This window comes from Thalassovita taeanensis, from assembly GCF_900110775.1.
Taxonomy (GTDB): Bacteria; Pseudomonadota; Alphaproteobacteria; order Rhodobacterales; family Rhodobacteraceae; genus Litorimicrobium; species Litorimicrobium taeanense.
The window spans coordinates 20,335-36,943 of the sequence record NZ_FOEP01000008.1; the positions used below are offsets into that span (position 1 = coordinate 20,335).

Sequence of the window (16,609 nt, forward strand, 5' to 3'; positions counted from 1 at the left end):
CAATTATGGAATGGCTTTTTGAAAACTGGGTTTTGGTTCTCGTCTTCGGCGGAATGGCCGCAATGCACCTTTTCGGGCACGGACATGGCGGACACGAACATGGCAAGTCGACCAAGCGTCATGGTGCGCACGACAAGAAGACCGAAGCTTCCGCCGATACCGAGGCAACGTCCAAAGATGCCTGACTTCGCCGAATGCTGCGATCCTGCGGAACTGCTTGATCTGTCCGGCCGGAAAGGTCTGGTTGTCGGCATCGCCAATGATCGCAGTCTGGCGTGGCCTGCTGCCCTGCATTTCCGTCAAGCGGGTGCCGAGCTCGCCATCACCTATGTCGATGAGCGCACCAAACCTCATGTGGTGCCATTAGCTGCACGTCTCGAAGCGCCGATCCTGCTGCCCTGTGACGTGAATGCGCCGCACGATCTCGACGCTGTCTTCGACGCCATCACGGACCGCTGGGGAAAATTGGATTTCATCCTTCATGCCGTGGGCAGCGTGCCGCCCCGCGACCTTCATGGCCGCCTGACTGACTGTTCGGCTGCAGGATTTTCCCAAGCGATGCATGTGTCCGTCCATTCGCTGATCCGCATGGCGCATCTGGCTGAGCCCCTGATGAGAGGCAGCGGCAGCCTCATCACGCTCAGTTATCTCGGCGGCGAACGTGTGGTGGAGAATTACAACGTGATGGGGCCGGTGAAGGCGGCGCTTGAGGCCACGGTGCGCTATCTGGCCCACGAACTCGGGCCATCGAACATCCGCGTCAACGCCATTTCGGCGGGACCCGTGATGACCCGCGCGGCGTCCGGGTTGACCGGCTTTGCGGGTCTTCTGGACGCGACCGCGCGAGTTGCCCCATTGCGGCGCAACGTCACGGCCGACGAGGTGGGCCGCGCCGCCCTGCTGTTCGCCAGCGACTATACCGGCGGCATCACGGGCGAGGTGCTGCATGTCGATGCGGGTGTTCACGTCGAAAGCCCTGTCGCCGCAGCCGAGATGAACTCTAAATCGGAGGAATCATGATGCGCCAGACCAGTGACGAAACCGATCAATTACCCGCAACAGAGCGCCGCGATTTCCTGTATTATGCAACGGCCTCAACCGGCGCGGTTGCCGCAGGCGCGGCGGTCTGGCCGTTGATCAATTCGATGAACCCCTCGGCCGACGTGACCGCGTCCGGCACGGTCAGGGTTGATCTTTCCGGCGTCGAACCGGGTCAACGTATTACCGTGAAATGGCAGGGGCGCCCGGTCTTCGTCTGGCGCCGGTCACCAGCCGCAATTGAGGCTGCACGAGCCGTCGATCTCGACCAGCTTCCCGATCCTGTTGACGAAGCAGTCGAGAATCCGAACGCAAGTAGTGAAGAGCCAGCGCTGGATGAAAACCGCGCGGCGGGCGAGGATGGCGAATGGCTGATCGTCATCGGTGTCTGCACCCATCTGGGGTGCATTCCGCTGGGGCAGGATGGGTCGGCGGTGGGCGAGTTCGGCGGTTGGTTCTGCCCGTGCCACGGATCGCATTACGATACCTCGGGCCGGATCCGGAAGGGGCCGGCCCCACGCAACCTCGACATCCCACCTTACGATCTGGGCGACGACCTGCAACTCGTTATCGGCACCTGACGTGCTGAACCAGCCAAAATTCAAGAAGGAGACTATGACATGCAAGCCAGGGATATCATGACAACATCGGTGATCTCGGTCCCGCTGGAGGGACAAATCGAGGACGCGGTACGCTTGATGCTCGACCACAATATCAGCGCGCTGCCCGTCGTTGACGCCGAGGGCGACCTCAAGGGACTTGTCAGCGAAGGCGACCTCATGCGGCGTGTCCGCGAAACAGACGGACCACGCCGGTCATGGTGGCTCGAGGTGCTTGGCGGGGCAAGCGAATCCGCACAGGATTTCGTGAAGTTCAAAAGCCACCGGGTCGAAGACGTGATGACAAGGGATGTGGTTTCGGTAGAAGAGGATACGAATGTCGCGGAAATCGCGCGTCTTCTGGAAAAGCACCGGATCAAGCGCGTGCCGGTGGTGAGATCCGACAAAGTGGTCGGCATCGTCAGCCGTGCGAACCTGCTCCACGCCTTGTCGGCGCTTCAGGATGGGGCGCTGCCGGAGCCGTCGGAGGACGACCGCGTGCTGCGTGCGAAGATTGAAGAGGCTCTGAAAGAAGTGCCCGGTGCAGCGGTCAACCTCATCAACTACACGGTGGACAAGGGGAATGTCGCCGTCTGGGGTGTCGCCGACAGCGATTTCGAGGAGAATGCGATCCGGGTTGCCGTCGAAAACGTGCCCGGTGTCAGGATGGTTGAGGTCCATATGGGACGACTGCCGGCCTGGGCTTACGGGATCTGACTCACATTGCGCAGATAAACCCGGCCTGTCAGGACGTCGATCGCATCGAGGAGGGTTCGTATGATGGCGCTAACGCCAGGTGCCGCCGACCCTGAAGACAAAACGATTGAAATCGTCGGGGCCGGTCCCGCAGGTCTGGTCTGTGCAATCGTTTTGGCCAAGGCCAATCGTCGGGTCGTGGTGCGAGAGTGGCACGAAGATGTCGGCCATCGGTTCCACGACGACTTTCAAGGCCTTGAAAACTGGACCGCCGCCGGGAACGTTCTGGGCGAGTTGGCGGAGGCAGGGGTCGCCGCGGATTTCGATCATCTTGGCGTGACGGAAGGCGTCGTCTTTGATAGCCGCGCCACAGCGCACCGGGTGCATGGATCGAAACCCCTGTTCTACCTGTTGCGGTGCGGCAATGCAGCGGGAACGCTCGACAGGGCCTTGCTGGATCAGGCGCGTACGGCGGGGGTAGAGGTGCGATTCAATGATCGCGTGAAGAGAACCGCCGGCAATATGATCCTGGCAGGCGGGCCGCGGCGGGCCGATATCATCGCCGTGGGCTACGTCTTTGACACGACCATGGCCGATGGCACGTGGCTGGCGTTCGGGGCGGAGATTGCCCCGAAAGGCTACGCCTATCTGCTCGTGCGTCAGGGGCGCGGCACGGTGGCCAGTTGCATGTTCTCGGGCTTTCGCGATCAGGCAAAATATCTTGCCGCGACGGTGGCATATTTCGAACGTCACGCCGGGCTGCAAATGCAAAGACCGAGAGGCTTCGGGGGTTTCGGGAATGTCCGATTGCCGCGCACCGCGATGCAGGGCAGAAACCCGGTGATCGGCGAACACGCGGGCCTCGCGGGATCGACTACCTGGTCGGAAAGCTGGGATCAAACGACACGAACGACGCCTTGGGCCAGGCCTACCGGCTGTCATTGCCTAAGCGCCTGCTGCTGCCGCTCGCCCGATTTCGCTATCGCAACCCTTTGCAGGATCGAAGTTGCAGCCACAACAACTGCATTTGTGTCTGGTGCCAGTACGGCGCGCATGAAGTAGCGGACACCTGACGGATGTGCCTCCCTGCGAATTCGCGTTCCAAGCATAGCGTCGGCTTCGTGACGCCGATGTTGCGACTGGACCGGTGGGGCGGTAAGCCGCGATCATGAGCAGCTCGCACGCACCTCGTCAAAATTCCGTGACGTTGCCGCAGGCCCGGCAAGCGATCTGTGTGCCAAATCTGGGCGAAGGGCGGGGCGCTTTCCAGCTGTTCGTCGAGGGAGATGCTCTTTTCGATGCGATGCTCGCGGCGATAGAGGGCGCGACCGAAACGATCTGGATGGAATCCTACATCTTTGCCGCCGACGAAGTCGGGGCGCGTTTTGTCGCCTTGCTCGCAGCCAAAGCGCGAACCGGGCTTGACGTGCGGTTGCATCTCGACGCTTTCGGTGCCGGCCAGCGGAATTTCGACAAGTTTCGGCGGGAACTGGAACGCAGCGGCGTGCGGTTTCGCTGGTTTCGTCCCTTTGATCTCCGACACCCGCTGCGATATTTTCAACGCAACCACCGCAAGCTTCTCATATTGGACGGCCGGGAAGCGTTCCTTGGCGGTTTCAACATCCGACGGTTGAACTCGCGCCGGCTTCACGGCGAGACTCGCCAGCGCGATACACATGTGCGTGTCCCGGGGCCGTTGGCGACGCTTGCCGAAAGCCACTTCGACCGGCTCTGGCGGGACGCCCGCCCGCTTCCGGCAAACGCCATTCCCGAAGAGGCCGACGCAAGCGAAGGACTGCTGGTGCCGAGCTATTCGCGCAAGTGTCAAAAGAGGCTTGCCTGTCTGCACGCGGACTGATCGGGATGGCACAGACCTGCGTTTATCTGACGTCGCCCTATTTCGGTCCGGGCACCGTGGTCGACCGGGCGCTGCAGGATGCCGCGCGTCGCGGCGTGGACGTCCGTCTGCTGGTGCCTCGCACGAGCGATCCTATGGTCGCTGGCTGGGCGACGCGGGCGGCATATGCGCAGCTTCTCTCGGCGGGCGTGAGGGTCTACGAGTATCTGCCCCGTCCATTGCATGCCAAGACGTCGGTCGTCGATACAGGCTGGTCGATCATCGGGTCAGCTAACCTCGACTACCGAAGCCTGTTCGTCAATCAGGAGCTGGTTCTGGTCGCACATGACCGCGTGCTGGCAGGGCAGTTGCAGGCCCAATATCTGCAAGATCTTTCGGATGCCCGCGAAGTCACTCTTCGGGCTTGGCATTCCCGCGGCTGGCGCGCGCGAGGTTTCGAGGTGATCGGATGGGCCGCGCGGCGGCTGCTGTAACCTATGGCACCGGTCAGCCGACAGCCTGCCGGGATGCAGTAACTCTGTCTGCAATATCGACGCCTTCCTACGGCAGAGCGATACACTTGCTCCTGTACTAACGAAGACCGACAGGTTGCCAATTTCTGTAATGCTTCCGGTCGGGGCGCGTCTATAGAACGAAACCAAACAAAAGGAGGTCCAGATGGACGACCGATCAACTTCTCAGACGCAAGACACAGCACAGCAAAAACAGGGCGGATGTTGCGGTGGCAAGACCGATGCGCAGCCGAAAGCAAATGTCGAACCGCAGGTCGCGGAACCCGCAAAGGCAAAACCGGCCAAATCCGGCTGCTGCTGCGGCTAGGGCCGAGGCAAAGCCACCGCAGGATGGGCGTCTGGCGCTTGGTGCGCCCATCCTGAACCGGCGCCGTCCAGCGGATGTGTTCGCGCTCCGTCCGAATCCACGACAAGAAGGGAGAAAGCCATGATGCCCATTTTCTATTTCACCGCAGTCGCGGTGATCCTTTTCCTGGCCCTGCGCATGACGTGCGGGGCCTGCGTCATGGGCGGGCCTGCCGGGGCAGGGCGTGTGCGTCTGCCGGTTGTGCCGCTTGGTTGGGCGCTGAGCCTGTTCCTGGCGCTGACCTACCTTGTGTGCATCGCATTCGATCTGATCTTTCCCGCCTATGCAATGTATGAAACCTGGTCCGGTCTGCTGCCCGGTTTCGTCTGGCTGACCCCGGTGGGCTTCATCATCGGGCTGGTCGAGAGCTTCCTCTACGGTTGGTACGCCGCGCTGATCTTCGGCGGCCTTTACAACGCCATCGCGGCAAGAGGAGCAGCAACATGATTCCGACCGAACGTCCGAAACTGCGCTTTCTCGGCGCCGCCGGGACGGTGACAGGATCGCGCTATCTGATCGAAGCCCTGGGGCGGCGCATCCTGATCGATTGCGGCCTGTTCCAGGGCTTCAAGCAGTTGCGTGCGCGCAATCGCAAACCGTTCCCTGTGCGCGTCAACACCATCGACACTGTGCTGCTCACCCATGCCCATCTGGACCATTCGGGATATCTGCCGGCACTAATCCGGGCGGGGTTTCGCGGGCGGGTTCTTTGCACAGAGGCAACGGCAGATCTGTGCGGGCTTATTCTGCCCGACAGCGGCCATATCCAGGAAGAAGAGGCGCGCTTTGCCGCGCGGAAGGGATATTCCAAACACAAGAAGCCAAAACCGCTCTATACGCTCAAGGATGCAAAGGCCGCGCTGGACCGCTTTGATCTTCAACCGTTCGACCGGCGAATAGATTTAGGCGACGGCATCGCGGCCCGTTTCATTCCGGCGGGGCATCTGCTCGGGGCGGCGCAGATCCGGCTTGAGGTCGGCGGCAGGGTTGTCCATTTCAGCGGCGATCTGGGCCATGATCCCGATCCGCTGATGCGACCGCCCCAGCCATTCGGCGGAGCAGATGTTCTGGTCTGCGAGTCCACCTATGGCAACCGGTCCCATTCCGACGTGGACCCAGAAGCCGAACTGGCTCCGATCCTCAAACGCACCTTTGCCCGCGGCGGCACGGTGCTGATCCCGTCCTTTGCCGTCGGACGGGCGCAGGGGCTGATGCTGCACATTGCGCGATTGATGGAGCGCTGCGATATTCCCTATGTCCCGGTGTTCCTCAACAGCCCGATGGCGGTGAATGCGACCGAGATCTATCACCGTCATCACGCCGAGCACCACGTCAGCCGCGAAGACTGCATTGCGATGTTCGAGATCGCCAAGAGGGTAAACACGGTCGAGCAATCCAAGGAGCTGAACACGCGCCAGGGCCCGATGATCATCGTCTCCGCCAGCGGAATGCTGACCGGCGGGCGTATCCTGCACCATCTGGCCAGCTTCGGCGGCGATCGGCGGAACGCGATCTTGCTCTCCGGTTTCCAGGCCGGTGGCACGCGCGGCGCGGCGCTGGCCGGAGGCGCGCGGACATTGCGCATGTTCGGACGGGAGTTCCCGATCGAGGCCGAAGTGGTTCAGCTCCAGTCCTTTTCCGGACATGCCGATGCCGATGAGATCCTGCGCTGGATGTCCGCCGGTCCCGCCCCCGAGATGACCTATCTCACCCATGGGGAACCTGTCGCCGCCGATACCCTGCGATTCCGCGTCGAACACGAGCTAGGGCGATCCGCGCGCGTGCCCGAACATCTCGAATCCGTCTACCTGGACAGGCCGCGATGACCGAAACGCTTGCCCTGGTCTCTTCCCGCATCGACACCTACCGGCAGCCGGTCGTCTACATGCATGAAGACTGTCACGTTTGCCGTTCCGAGGGGTTTGCTGCCCAGACACGCATACGGATCGACCTGAAGGACCGCTGGATCATCGCGACCCTGAATGTCGTCGGCCGCGGAGCATGGCTTGCCGTGGACCAGGCGGCATTGTCCGTTTCCGCGTGGGCCGCGCTTGGCGCTGAGATTGGAGACGAAGCCGCTTTCTCGCACCCTGAACCGCCCGCTTCGGCGTCTATGATCCGGGCGAAAGCCTATGGCGAGAGGCTGGACCGGGCCGGGTTCGCGACGATCGTGCACGACACGCTCGACAGCCGGTTATCGGACCTCGACCTTGCCGCCTTCGTGACCGCCTGCGCCGGCGACAGGCTGAACGAGGCCGAAACCGTGGCGCTGACCCGCGCCATGAAGGAAGCAGGGCAGACGCTCGACTGGGGGCAGCACACTGTCCTCGATAAGCATTGCGTCGGCGGATTGCCGGGCAACCGCACGACACCCATCGTCGTCGCCATCGTCGCGGCGGCGGGGCATCTGATCCCCAAGACGTCGAGCCGTGCGATCACATCGCCTGCCGGAACCGCCGACACCATGGAGGTAATGGCGCCCGTCGCGCTTGACGCCGCCGCGCTGCGCCGGGTGGTCGAAGCCGAGGGCGGTTGCCTCGTCTGGGGTGGCGGGCTCGCCCTCAGTCCTGCCGACGATCATTTTATCCGTGTCGAACGCCCCCTCGATTTCGACTCCACCGGTCAACTCGTAGCGAGCGTACTGTCGAAAAAGGCGGCCGCCGGTGCCACCCATGTTCTGATCGACATGCCGGTCGGACCAACGGCCAAGGTGCGGTCTGCCGGAGCGGCGGACGCTCTCGGGATACGGCTGTCTTCGGTGGGCAAGGCGTTGGGTCTGAACCTGGCGCTACATATCAGCGATGGCGTGGCCCCGGTGGGACGTGGCATGGGCCCGGCGCTGGAGGCGCACGACGTGCTCGCGGTTTTGCGGCGCGCGCCGGATGTACCTGGCGACCTGCGTGCGCGGGCGCTGGATCTGGCCGGGCATCTTCTGGACCTCGCACCGCACGCCGTTGCTGGGCGGGGGCGGGACCGCGCGCAGGCGCTTCTCGATAGTGGTGCAGCGGAGGCAAAGTTCATGGCAATTTGCGCGGCACAGGGCGGTTTCCACGAACCCGGCACCGCCGCGCAACGCATCGAGATACTTGCCCGGCATGCGGGCGAACTGACGGCCGTGGACAACCGCCGGATTGCCCGCATCGCCAAACTGGCCGGTGCCCCGCGTCAGAAGAGCGCAGGCATCCGCCTTCTGGTGCGGATCGGGGATTGGGTGGACAAGGGCCAGCCGCTTTATGAGCTTCATGCCGAGACACCAGGCGAACTGGCCTATGCCCTGGCCTATGCCGAGTCCCAGACCGGCGTGCTCACGCTGTCCGAGGCAGTGTCATGATCCTTGTCGCGTTTCCCGAGATGAGGCCGCTTGCCGAAGACCTGGCACCCGCGCTTGGGGCGGACCTGCTCACTCTCGACTGGCACCACTTCCCCGATGGCGAAAGCCTGATCTCGCTGCCCGGCGATCTGGACGGGGCCGATGTGGCATTTCTGGCGACTTTGCGCGATCCCGACCGCCTAGCCCTGCCCTTGCGCTTCGCCGCGGCGACGGCGCGCGAGATGGGCGCGCGTCGCGTCGGATTGATCGCGCCTTATCTTGGCTACATGCGGCAGGACCGCCGCTTCGAGCGCGGGCAGGCGGTCAGCGCGCCGCTCTTTGCGCAATTCCTGGGGGAAAGCTTCGATTGGCTGGTGAGTGTCGATCCGCATCTGCACCGCATCGCCCGGCTGCAGGATGTCTTCCCGATGCCTGCCATTCGCGCCGTATCCGCCCCGCTGCTTGCGACCTGGATCAGCACGAACCTGCCAGACGCCGTTCTTCTGGGCCCTGACAGCGAAAGCCAGCAATGGGTCGCCGAGGTGGCCCGGCTGGCCGGACGGCCCTATGAGGTCTTGCGCAAGGTGAGATCCGGTGACCGCAGTGTCGATGTCAGTGTGCCGGAAAGCGCGGCGCTGCGCGAAGGCACGCCAGTGATCCTCGACGACATCGCATCTTCCGGCGTCACGATGGCACGCGCCGTCGAAAGATTGCTTGCGGCTGGAACCGCCGCGCCTGTCTGCCTGGCTATCCATGCGGTCTTTGCGCACGGCGCTCAGGACGCCATTCTGTCGGCTGGTGCGGCAAGAATCATCACCACCGACACCATACCCCATCCAACGAATGCGATCGGAATTGCCGGTCTATTGGCCGAACCGATCCTTTCGGTCGTGACAGCCCTTGACCTTCCAGTTGCTGGAACAATTAGGCTGGACCCGAATCCCGCCGAGAGGACAACCGAATGAACGACCAAGTAAGCCATGCTGCACATGAAACCGAATCCAACATTTACGTCTGCCCGATGCACCCTGAGGTACGGCAGAACGGTCCGGGCGATTGCCCGAAATGCGGGATGCATCTTGTGCCCGAGGCGGAGCTCGACAACCATGCCGGGCATGATCACCACGGTCATGACCATCACGCTGGTGCCGCCCCGGCGGACGGCAGATATGATACCGTCCCGGAGGGCTATGACGGCGCTGTCTACACCTGTCCGATGCACCCGCAGGTTCGCCAGGTCGAGCACGGCTCCTGCCCGATCTGCGGAATGGGGTTGGAGCTTGAGTCCGGGGTCCCGATGGACGACGGCCCGAACCCCGAACTGGTGGATTTCACCCGGCGTTTCTGGGTTGGCACGGTACTGACCATTCCGCTTCTGATCCTCACCATGGGTCCCTATCTCGGCTTTCCGGGAGTGCGCGAGATTTTCGGCGAGCGCGCAACCCTCTGGATCGAGTTGGTTTTCGGGACCCCGGTGGTTCTTTGGTGCGGCTGGCCGTTTCTGGTTCGGGGCTGGAATTCGTTCCGGACGATGAATCTCAACATGTTCTCCCTCATCGGTATGGGGGTAATCGCGGCCTGGCTCTTCAGCGTCGTCGCCGTTCTGGCACCCGGCATATTCCCGGACGGATTTCGCGACGCCGAAGGTCATGTCGGCGTCTATTTCGAGGCGGCGGCGGTGATCGTGACGCTCGTGCTGCTTGGCCAGGTGATGGAATTGCGCGCCCGTGAAGGCACCGGCAAGGCGATCCGCGCGCTTCTCGACATGGCGGCCAAGACCGCGAGGGTCATCCGAGACGACGGGTCCGAAGAGGAGATTCCGCTGGAGGACGTACAGGTCGGGGACCGGCTGCGCGTGCGTCCCGGTGACAAGGTGCCGGTCGATGGCGTTGTGCTGGACGGCCGGTCCTCGGTCGATGAAAGCATGATCTCAGGTGAACCTGTGCCGGTGGAGAAGACCGAGGGCGACCCGCTGACCGGCGCGACGATCAATGGCACCGGTTCTCTGGTGATGGAGGCGACGCGTGTCGGGTCCGACACGATGCTCGCGCAGATCGTCGAGATGGTGTCGAACGCGCAACGCTCGCGCGCACCGATCCAGAAGTATGCCGACAAGGTGGCGGGATATTTCGTTCCGGCCGTGATCGGTATCGCGGTCCTGTCCTTCATCGCGTGGGCGGTCTGGGGGCCATCCCCGGCGCTGTCCTACGCATTGATCTCGGCTGTCGCCGTGTTGATCATCGCCTGTCCCTGTGCGCTTGGCCTGGCGACACCGATGTCGATCATGACGGCAACGGGGCGGGGGGCCCAGGCCGGGGTGCTGATCAAGAACGCCGAGGCGCTGGAGCGGTTCGAGAAGGTCGATACCTTGATCGTCGACAAGACCGGCACGTTGACGATGGGCAAGCCGCAGCTTGTCGCCGTCCTGCCGCAACCCGGTCACGACGAGGCCGAGGTCCTGCGTCTCGCCGCATCGCTGGAGCGCGGGTCGGAACACCCCCTCGCCGAGGCCATCGTGCGCGGCGCCGAAGAGCGCGATGTGAATATGGCGGACGCGGACGACTTCGAGGCGGTCACAGGAAAGGGCGTGAAGGGCGTCGTGGGCGGCAAGGCGGTCGCATTAGGCAACCTGGCGATGATCCGGGACCTTGGCCTTGAGGCCGGCGACCTGACCGCCAAGGCAAATGCCCGTCGCGACGAGGGCGAGACGGTGATGTTCGTGGTGCTGGATGGCGAGATCGCGGGTCTCGTCGCTGTCGCCGATCCGGTGAAGGAGACCACGCCCGCCGCCATCAAGGACCTGCATGCACTGGGATTCCGCGTCATCATGGCCACCGGTGACAACGAGCGCACGGCCAAGGCGATCGGCGCACGTCTCGGCATTGACGAGATCCGGGCCGACGTGCTGCCCGAGGACAAGGCGCGGATCATCAAGGAATTGCAGCAGCAGGGCCGCAAGGTGGCGATGGCCGGCGATGGCGTCAACGACGCGCCGGCCCTGGCCCAGGCCGATGTCGGAATCGCCATGGGCACCGGGGCCGATGTGGCCATCGAAAGCGCGGGCATCACGCTGGTCAAGGGCAACCTCGACGGTATCGTGCGCGCACGGCGGCTCGCACGGGCCACCATGCGTAATATCCGGCAGAACCTGTTCTTCGCACTGATCTACAACGCCTCTGGCGTGCCTGTCGCGGCGGGGGTGCTGTTTCCGTTCTTCGGCATCCTCATCAGCCCGATGTTTGCCGCCTTCGCCATGAGCGCCTCGTCGATATCGGTGGTGCTCAATTCGCTGCGCCTTCGCGGCGCAAAGATCTAGAAAGGAAGCCACAACGTGACCCATCAACCTGATCCATCACATGTTAATCAAAGTCAATCGGAGCATGCCCACCGCCCGCCCTCATTCTGGCGATCACGCGCCGGCATCTATCTGATCGTTGCGCTGGCAGTTGGCGGCCTTCTTCTGGGTTACGAGCACCGGGTGCACATCCTGAGCAGCGGATTGCTGATCTGGCTGCCCTTGCTGCTCTGCGTCGGCATGCACTTCTTCATGCATGGCGGTCATGGAGGCCACGGCGGGCACGGCAAGGGAGACGACCAGTAATGACCGATGCAGGTGCTTCCTATGGACTTTGGCTGCTGGTATTTATCAATTCGGCGGTATTCATCATTTTCGCCTTCAGTTTCTTCAAGCCGCAGACAAAACGCGACTGGCGCAGTTTTGGAGCGTTCAGCGCTTTTGTCGTAGCTCTCTTCACCGAGATGTACGGGTTCCCGTTGACCATCTTCTTTCTTTCCGGCTGGCTGCAATCGACCTGGCCGGAGGTAGACTGGTTTGCCCACGACAGCGGACATCTCCCCGAAATGATGTTCGGCTGGCAATCGAACCCGCATTTCGGGCCGTTCCACCTCCTGAGCTTCGTCTTTATCGGCGGCGGCTTCTGGCTCATATCCGTGGCATGGCACCATCTGTGGAATGCGCAGCGTCAGGGGTTGCTTGCGACGACAGGCCCCTATGCCCGCATTCGTCATCCCCAGTATGTGGGGTTCGTGCTGATCATGCTGGGCTTTCTCGTGCAATGGCCGACCCTCCTGACGCTGGCCATGTTTCCGGTACTGGTCTGGATGTACGCACGGCTGGCCCGCGGCGAGGAGAAGGACAGCCGAGAACGGTTCGGCGCTGGCTGGGACAGGTATGCCAGCCGGGTTCCCGCTTTCATACCAAACGTTAACACTCTGCAGAATGTTGAACGCTGATTGGAAGCGAAAGCCGATCTGATGTGTTATTTGCCTGCCTAAAACATCTTTGGAAGACTGCAAACATACGGTATCTGAAACCATGATGAAAAAACCCGCCCTTCTGCGGCACGTACTAATCATAGGAACGTCCGTGCTGACGGGATACCTGCTGCTTGCTTCGCGTGCCGAGTGGTCGGAGATGCACCGCTACAACCGAGCGCTGGGGGATCTTTCACTGCTGCTCATCGTTGCTGCAATGGCGATTGGGCCGCTCGCACGCTTGTCGTCTGCGCCCTTTTTACGGAAGCTCATGCCGTACCGACGCGAGCTCGGTATTTATGCGGTTCTGGCGGCGACGGTGCATACCATCATCATACTGATCGGCTGGGTCGAGCTTGATTTTGCACGGCTGTTCGGTTTTGAGTATCACCCCCAGCTGCAACGCTACGTGATGCTTCAGCACGGGTTTGCGCTGGCCAATGTGGTTGGGATCGCGGCACTGCTCTACGGCTTTGTGCTTGCCGGTACGTCGAATAATTTCAGCCAAAGGGTACTTGGCACGTCCGTGTGGAAATACATCCAGCAGGGCGCTTATGTTCTGTGGTGGCTGGCAGTGCTGCACACGGCCTATTTCTTGTTCTTTCATTTTCTTGATTTTCACCGCCAAATGCCTGAGCCGAACTGGGCGCGATGGCCGTTCGTTGCCCTTGTGGCGTCAGTTATCGCTCTGCAAGGGGCCGCCGTTGTAGTCACATGGCGTTCGCAAACTTCCCGGCGGATCTACGGCGCACCCTCGCAACGGGAGTAGTCGCGATTTCATCAGACGCCCAGGGTCGGGACTTCTGGCGGCCTGAAACCTATCGGGTGGGCATGCGCAGAGGCGTAACGACCTAAAAAGCAAGCAAGGCAGATCGAAATGCAGAAACACAATAAAAACCACGATGGGAACGACGGCTACCGTGAAGGCTCGATCAGCCTTGGCGGAGCTGTTGCCATGGGCACGGGCGTGATGATCGGTGCGGGCATCTTTGCCCTGACCGGACAAATCGCCCAGCTGGCTGGACCACTATTTCCACTCGCGTTCATCGCTGGTGCCATCGTGACCAGCTTCAGCGCTTACAGCTACATCAAGATGTCGAACGCCTGGCCCTCGGCAGGGGGCATCGCGATGATCCTTCAGAAATGCTATGGATCGGGGGCGGTCGCGGCGGGAGCGGCGCTTTTGATGGCGCTCAGCATGGTGATCGCGGAAAGCCTCGTCGCACGGACATTCGCCACTTATGTCTTGCGGCCTCTCGATATCACGGGCGGGCCACTTGTGCCCGTTCTGGCGGTTGCCGTGATCGTGTTCGCATTCTTGGTCAACATCGCAGGAAACCGCTCCGTCGGGCTATTCTCTCTAATCATGGCGGCGATCAAGATCGGAGGCATCGCGCTGTTCGGTATCGCAGCACTCTGGTCAAGCGGGTTTCAGTTCGCAGCCGCGTCAGAAACGGCCGAGACCTTTGGAGTGACAGGCTTCATCGCGTCCGTTGCGCTGGCGATCCTTGCCTTCAAGGGCTTTACCACGATCACCAACAGCGGCGGCGAAATCACCGATCCCCACCGCAATGTGGGCCGCACTATCATGCTGTCCATCGCGATCTGCGTGGTGGTCTACCTGCTTGTGGCCTTTGGCGTGGGCGCGAGCCTGACAATCGACGAAATCATCGCCGCGCGCGACTATTCGCTGGCCCAGGCGGCTGAGCCCGCACTCGGGCAGGTCGGCTTTTACTTGACGGTCGTGTTGGCGGCCGTGGCCACGGCATCCGGCGTGCTGGCCAGCGTTTTCGCAGTGTCGCGGATGCTGACCATGCTGACGGAGATGAAAATGATCCCGCACAGCCATTTTGGCATGTCCGGGGCTGTCCAGCGGCATATGCTGGTCTATACAGTCGTTATCGCCTCGACGCTGGCCGTGCTCTTTGATTTGGGACGGATCGCATCCCTTGGTGCCTTCTTTTACCTCGTCATGGACATGATCATACATTGGGGCGTGTTCCGCTATCGTCGAACCGAAGTTGGCGCCTCCAGTATCGTGCTTTTGTCTGCGCTCTCTCTCGATGCAATTGTATTGGCAGCTTTCACCGTAATGAAGCTTCAAAGTGATCCAATGATCGTTCTGTATGCGGCTGTCGGAATGATCGCTGTCTTCGCTTTCGAGCGCGTTTACTTGTCGCGATGGTTGGCACCTCAGGCCGCGCATTCCCACGGTGAATAGCCAGCCATCATCTAGCCCTGAAGGAATGCGATGCCTTGTGCACCGATTGCGATCAATCCGACCGACAGGGCAAACGCAAACAAGGCGAGCAGCATCAAGCCCGCTTTTATTGGCAAGCGACGAACGGTCGGTCCAAGAAATTCCGACTGCCCGAAAGCTGAAACATATAGCGGCAGCGCGCTGATCATTGTCGCATAAAGATAAACTCCGGAGATGTTCTCAAAAAACGCCGAACGCGCAAGGGTTGGGGCAACGACCGACAACGCGGTTGCACGACTGCCCCCGAATGACTCGAACCAGTCGGCAGACAAAACGTAGATCAGTGCGTGGAGGCTTGGAAAGAGAATGGCTCTGAGCAAGATATCCACCAGCACGAAAAACGCCGTATCTCGGCGGGCGACCTTTGGTTTCTGTATCACCGCGAAAAGAAAAAAACTGACATAGTTTATGGCAAAAACTACGGGCAGACCGTTGGTCGTAACTTGCCTCAGAAAGCGGGCCAGCGATGGCCCGCCGGCGGCAAGAGCCGCTGCAAAGCCCGGCGAAAGCAAGATATAAAGGCAGAGGACCGGCAGTAACGCTTCGAGGCTGAATGCCAAGACAATGCTCACAAACTGAACACCGGGCATGTCGACGGAGAAAAACCTCTGCATGTTAGAACGTTGGCACATATACGGCTTGAGATCGAGGATGTTGAACCTGCGTTTGGGAACCAAGCATTCGCTCCAGGTCTTTGGGACGAATGAAATTTAAGTTTCGAAATCTCCTGAACCGCGTCCATGTCTCAACTGCAGGCCGAGCGACATAACAAATGGTAGGTTACTGCCGGACCTAGTTGCGGAAATGTTGATAGCATTGGAAAGTAGCTTTTCTGCATGTCTTACGCTGGCGGTAATTTTCAGAACGGAATATTCCTATCCGAGTGGGCGGACTCCTTTCAGGGTCTATTGCAATCTGCGCGGAGATCGCGGCCATCGTGCCGCTTCCATGCAAAAGCCCATCATGGCTGCCGACCCAGATGCAAAAGTTTCGTGCGATCTGACTGCACCTATCGTCGGCGTCGACAGCACTCTGGATGAAACTGCATTGGCCGTAGCGATCAGCGACGCGGGCTATGTCTCCGAGAAACTGGCTGAAGTTCGGTAGCACAAGACGCGTCAGCAACGCTGCGCTGAGCGGGAGCGAGGTATTGGCTGTTCATATGTTTCTGATATGCAACATTTTCTGACTGCAGTGGCCGTATCTCGCCTGTTTCAAAAAAAGCGACAAACCTTCCTGCGCAGGACGGATTGACTATACTGCACAGGTATCCGATGTTCGCGGCATGAGCTTTCGAGTTTTCATATCAAGCTGGTCAAGGGCGTTTACGTGCATTGCGTTTGCGCTGGCATTGGTATTGTCACCACCTTCTGCCGCTCACGCGGCGTCCGGCATGCATGACGGACATCAAGCCAAGTCTGTTGGTGTCGTTGGTGCTGCAGAGGCCCATCACACTGGAAGCGGTGCGCATCACGCGCATGAGACGCTTAAGGTCGCAAGCGACATCGGCATGGCAGCGTCAGACAAGGATGGCAAAGAGCAACAAACCCAAGAGTGTTGCAACGGCATCTGTATTTCTGTCGTCTTCATCGAAGACACCAAGATCAGAGCAGAGCCGGTTGGTACAAGTGAATATGTCATTCTGGACGGTCAAACGTATTCGGTAGAAACAGCAGGGTTTCTTCGGCCCCCTCGATTCCTGATCTGAACCGGCG

At 61.1% G+C, this 16,609-nt stretch carries 19 protein-coding genes; 18 read left to right on the forward strand and 1 reads right to left on the reverse strand.

The features are described 5' to 3' along the window. Positions 1 to 5: 5 nt before the first annotated feature. From BSF79_RS11895 to BSF79_RS11970, 16 genes are all read left to right on the forward strand, one after another. Entirely contained in the window at positions 6 to 185 is a 180-nt protein-coding gene (locus BSF79_RS11895; protein ID WP_040652282.1) for a hypothetical protein, read from the forward strand. Continuing rightward, entirely contained in the window at positions 178 to 1,020 is an 843-nt protein-coding gene (gene fabI / locus BSF79_RS11900) for an enoyl-ACP reductase FabI (protein WP_009820165.1), read from the forward strand. The genes BSF79_RS11895 and fabI overlap by 8 nt, the downstream gene beginning before the upstream one ends. Continuing rightward, positions 1,017 to 1,619 (forward strand): ubiquinol-cytochrome c reductase iron-sulfur subunit, encoded by a 603-nt coding sequence (gene petA, locus BSF79_RS11905; protein WP_009820164.1) that lies wholly within the window; start codon positions 1,017 to 1,019, stop codon positions 1,617 to 1,619. Before fabI ends, petA begins: the two co-directional genes overlap by 4 nt. A gap of 57 nt (positions 1,620 to 1,676) precedes the next feature. Further along, a complete protein-coding gene (locus tag BSF79_RS11910) occupies positions 1,677 to 2,354 on the forward strand; it encodes a CBS domain-containing protein (protein ID WP_245776391.1) in 678 nt (225 codons plus the stop codon). A 60-nt stretch (positions 2,355 to 2,414) separates the two neighbouring features. Continuing rightward, complete coding sequence (locus BSF79_RS11915; RefSeq protein ID WP_009820162.1) at positions 2,415 to 3,395, forward strand: NAD(P)/FAD-dependent oxidoreductase; 981 nt, start codon at positions 2,415 to 2,417, stop codon at positions 3,393 to 3,395. Between the two features lie 106 nt (positions 3,396 to 3,501). Continuing rightward, a complete protein-coding gene (locus BSF79_RS11920) occupies positions 3,502 to 4,191 on the forward strand; it encodes a phospholipase D-like domain-containing protein (protein ID WP_090270110.1) in 690 nt (229 codons plus the stop codon). Positions 4,192 to 4,196: 5 nt separating this feature from the next. Next, the gene (locus tag BSF79_RS11925; RefSeq protein WP_090270111.1) at positions 4,197 to 4,664 is read left to right on the forward strand and encodes a phospholipase D-like domain-containing protein; all 468 of its coding nucleotides are present in this window, start codon (positions 4,197 to 4,199) and stop codon (positions 4,662 to 4,664) included. A 466-nt stretch (positions 4,665 to 5,130) separates the two neighbouring features. Continuing rightward, positions 5,131 to 5,496 (forward strand): DUF5676 family membrane protein, encoded by a 366-nt coding sequence (locus BSF79_RS11930; protein WP_009820160.1) that lies wholly within the window; start codon positions 5,131 to 5,133, stop codon positions 5,494 to 5,496. After that, positions 5,493 to 6,875, forward strand: coding sequence for an MBL fold metallo-hydrolase RNA specificity domain-containing protein (locus BSF79_RS11935; protein ID WP_009820159.1), 1,383 nt, complete (start codon positions 5,493 to 5,495; stop codon positions 6,873 to 6,875). The genes BSF79_RS11930 and BSF79_RS11935 overlap by 4 nt, the downstream gene beginning before the upstream one ends. Continuing rightward, positions 6,872 to 8,380 carry a thymidine phosphorylase family protein gene (locus tag BSF79_RS11940; protein WP_090270112.1) on the forward strand — a complete coding sequence of 503 codons (1,509 nt, stop codon included), beginning with the start codon at positions 6,872 to 6,874 and terminating at the stop codon, positions 8,378 to 8,380. The genes BSF79_RS11935 and BSF79_RS11940 overlap by 4 nt, the downstream gene beginning before the upstream one ends. Beyond that, complete coding sequence (locus BSF79_RS11945; RefSeq protein WP_009820157.1) at positions 8,377 to 9,324, forward strand: ribose-phosphate diphosphokinase; 948 nt, start codon at positions 8,377 to 8,379, stop codon at positions 9,322 to 9,324. The genes BSF79_RS11940 and BSF79_RS11945 overlap by 4 nt, the downstream gene beginning before the upstream one ends. Then, a complete protein-coding gene (locus BSF79_RS11950; RefSeq protein WP_175545319.1) occupies positions 9,321 to 11,675 on the forward strand; it encodes a copper-transporting P-type ATPase in 2,355 nt (784 codons plus the stop codon). Before BSF79_RS11945 ends, BSF79_RS11950 begins: the two co-directional genes overlap by 4 nt. Before the next feature lie 15 nt (positions 11,676 to 11,690). Next, positions 11,691 to 11,960 carry a DUF2933 domain-containing protein gene (locus tag BSF79_RS11955; protein WP_009820155.1) on the forward strand — a complete coding sequence of 90 codons (270 nt, stop codon included), beginning with the start codon at positions 11,691 to 11,693 and terminating at the stop codon, positions 11,958 to 11,960. After that, positions 11,960 to 12,613, forward strand: coding sequence for a methyltransferase family protein (locus BSF79_RS11960; RefSeq protein WP_009820154.1), 654 nt, complete (start codon positions 11,960 to 11,962; stop codon positions 12,611 to 12,613). The genes BSF79_RS11955 and BSF79_RS11960 overlap by 1 nt, the downstream gene beginning before the upstream one ends. An 85-nt stretch (positions 12,614 to 12,698) precedes the next feature. Next, on the forward strand, positions 12,699 to 13,403 hold the full coding sequence (locus BSF79_RS11965) for a ferric reductase-like transmembrane domain-containing protein (protein WP_009820153.1): 705 nt from the start codon (positions 12,699 to 12,701) through the stop codon (positions 13,401 to 13,403). Between the two features lie 108 nt (positions 13,404 to 13,511). After that, positions 13,512 to 14,855, forward strand: a complete 1,344-nt coding sequence (locus BSF79_RS11970) for an APC family permease (RefSeq protein WP_009820152.1) — start codon at positions 13,512 to 13,514, stop codon at positions 14,853 to 14,855. 11 nt (positions 14,856 to 14,866) lie between these two features. Here the strand turns inward: BSF79_RS11970 and BSF79_RS11975 are convergent, their stop codons facing one another. Continuing rightward, positions 14,867 to 15,571, reverse strand: coding sequence for a hypothetical protein (locus BSF79_RS11975; protein ID WP_245776393.1), 705 nt, complete (start codon positions 15,569 to 15,571; stop codon positions 14,867 to 14,869). Positions 15,572 to 15,857: 286 nt separating this feature from the next. Between BSF79_RS11975 and BSF79_RS19785 the strand changes: the two genes are divergently transcribed. Next, positions 15,858 to 16,001 carry a hypothetical protein gene (locus BSF79_RS19785; protein WP_175545318.1) on the forward strand — a complete coding sequence of 48 codons (144 nt, stop codon included), beginning with the start codon at positions 15,858 to 15,860 and terminating at the stop codon, positions 15,999 to 16,001. Positions 16,002 to 16,179: 178 nt separating this feature from the next. After that, positions 16,180 to 16,602 (forward strand): hypothetical protein, encoded by a 423-nt coding sequence (locus tag BSF79_RS11980; protein WP_040652280.1) that lies wholly within the window; start codon positions 16,180 to 16,182, stop codon positions 16,600 to 16,602. The last annotated feature ends 7 nt before the right edge of the window (positions 16,603 to 16,609 follow it).

Excerpts from the sequence above, each read along its gene's own strand:
- BSF79_RS11895 (WP_040652282.1), top strand. The coding sequence starts at position 6 with ATGGAATGGCTTTTTGAAAACTGGGTTTTGGTTCTCGTCTTCGGCGGA.
- fabI (WP_009820165.1), top strand. The coding sequence starts at position 178 with ATGCCTGACTTCGCCGAATGCTGCGATCCTGCGGAACTGCTTGATCTG.
- petA (WP_009820164.1), top strand. The coding sequence starts at position 1,017 with ATGATGCGCCAGACCAGTGACGAAACCGATCAATTACCCGCAACAGAG.
- BSF79_RS11910 (WP_245776391.1), top strand. The coding sequence starts at position 1,677 with ATGACAACATCGGTGATCTCGGTCCCGCTGGAGGGACAAATCGAGGAC.
- BSF79_RS11915 (WP_009820162.1), top strand. The coding sequence starts at position 2,415 with ATGATGGCGCTAACGCCAGGTGCCGCCGACCCTGAAGACAAAACGATT.
- BSF79_RS11920 (WP_090270110.1), top strand. The coding sequence starts at position 3,502 with ATGAGCAGCTCGCACGCACCTCGTCAAAATTCCGTGACGTTGCCGCAG.
- BSF79_RS11925 (WP_090270111.1), top strand. The coding sequence starts at position 4,197 with ATGGCACAGACCTGCGTTTATCTGACGTCGCCCTATTTCGGTCCGGGC.
- BSF79_RS11930 (WP_009820160.1), top strand. The coding sequence starts at position 5,131 with ATGATGCCCATTTTCTATTTCACCGCAGTCGCGGTGATCCTTTTCCTG.
- BSF79_RS11935 (WP_009820159.1), top strand. The coding sequence starts at position 5,493 with ATGATTCCGACCGAACGTCCGAAACTGCGCTTTCTCGGCGCCGCCGGG.
- BSF79_RS11940 (WP_090270112.1), top strand. The coding sequence starts at position 6,872 with ATGACCGAAACGCTTGCCCTGGTCTCTTCCCGCATCGACACCTACCGG.
- BSF79_RS11945 (WP_009820157.1), top strand. The coding sequence starts at position 8,377 with ATGATCCTTGTCGCGTTTCCCGAGATGAGGCCGCTTGCCGAAGACCTG.
- BSF79_RS11950 (WP_175545319.1), top strand. The coding sequence starts at position 9,321 with ATGAACGACCAAGTAAGCCATGCTGCACATGAAACCGAATCCAACATT.
- BSF79_RS11960 (WP_009820154.1), top strand. The coding sequence starts at position 11,960 with ATGACCGATGCAGGTGCTTCCTATGGACTTTGGCTGCTGGTATTTATC.
- BSF79_RS11965 (WP_009820153.1), top strand. The coding sequence starts at position 12,699 with ATGAAAAAACCCGCCCTTCTGCGGCACGTACTAATCATAGGAACGTCC.
- BSF79_RS11970 (WP_009820152.1), top strand. The coding sequence starts at position 13,512 with ATGCAGAAACACAATAAAAACCACGATGGGAACGACGGCTACCGTGAA.
- BSF79_RS19785 (WP_175545318.1), top strand. The coding sequence starts at position 15,858 with ATGGCTGCCGACCCAGATGCAAAAGTTTCGTGCGATCTGACTGCACCT.
- BSF79_RS11980 (WP_040652280.1), top strand. The coding sequence starts at position 16,180 with ATGAGCTTTCGAGTTTTCATATCAAGCTGGTCAAGGGCGTTTACGTGC.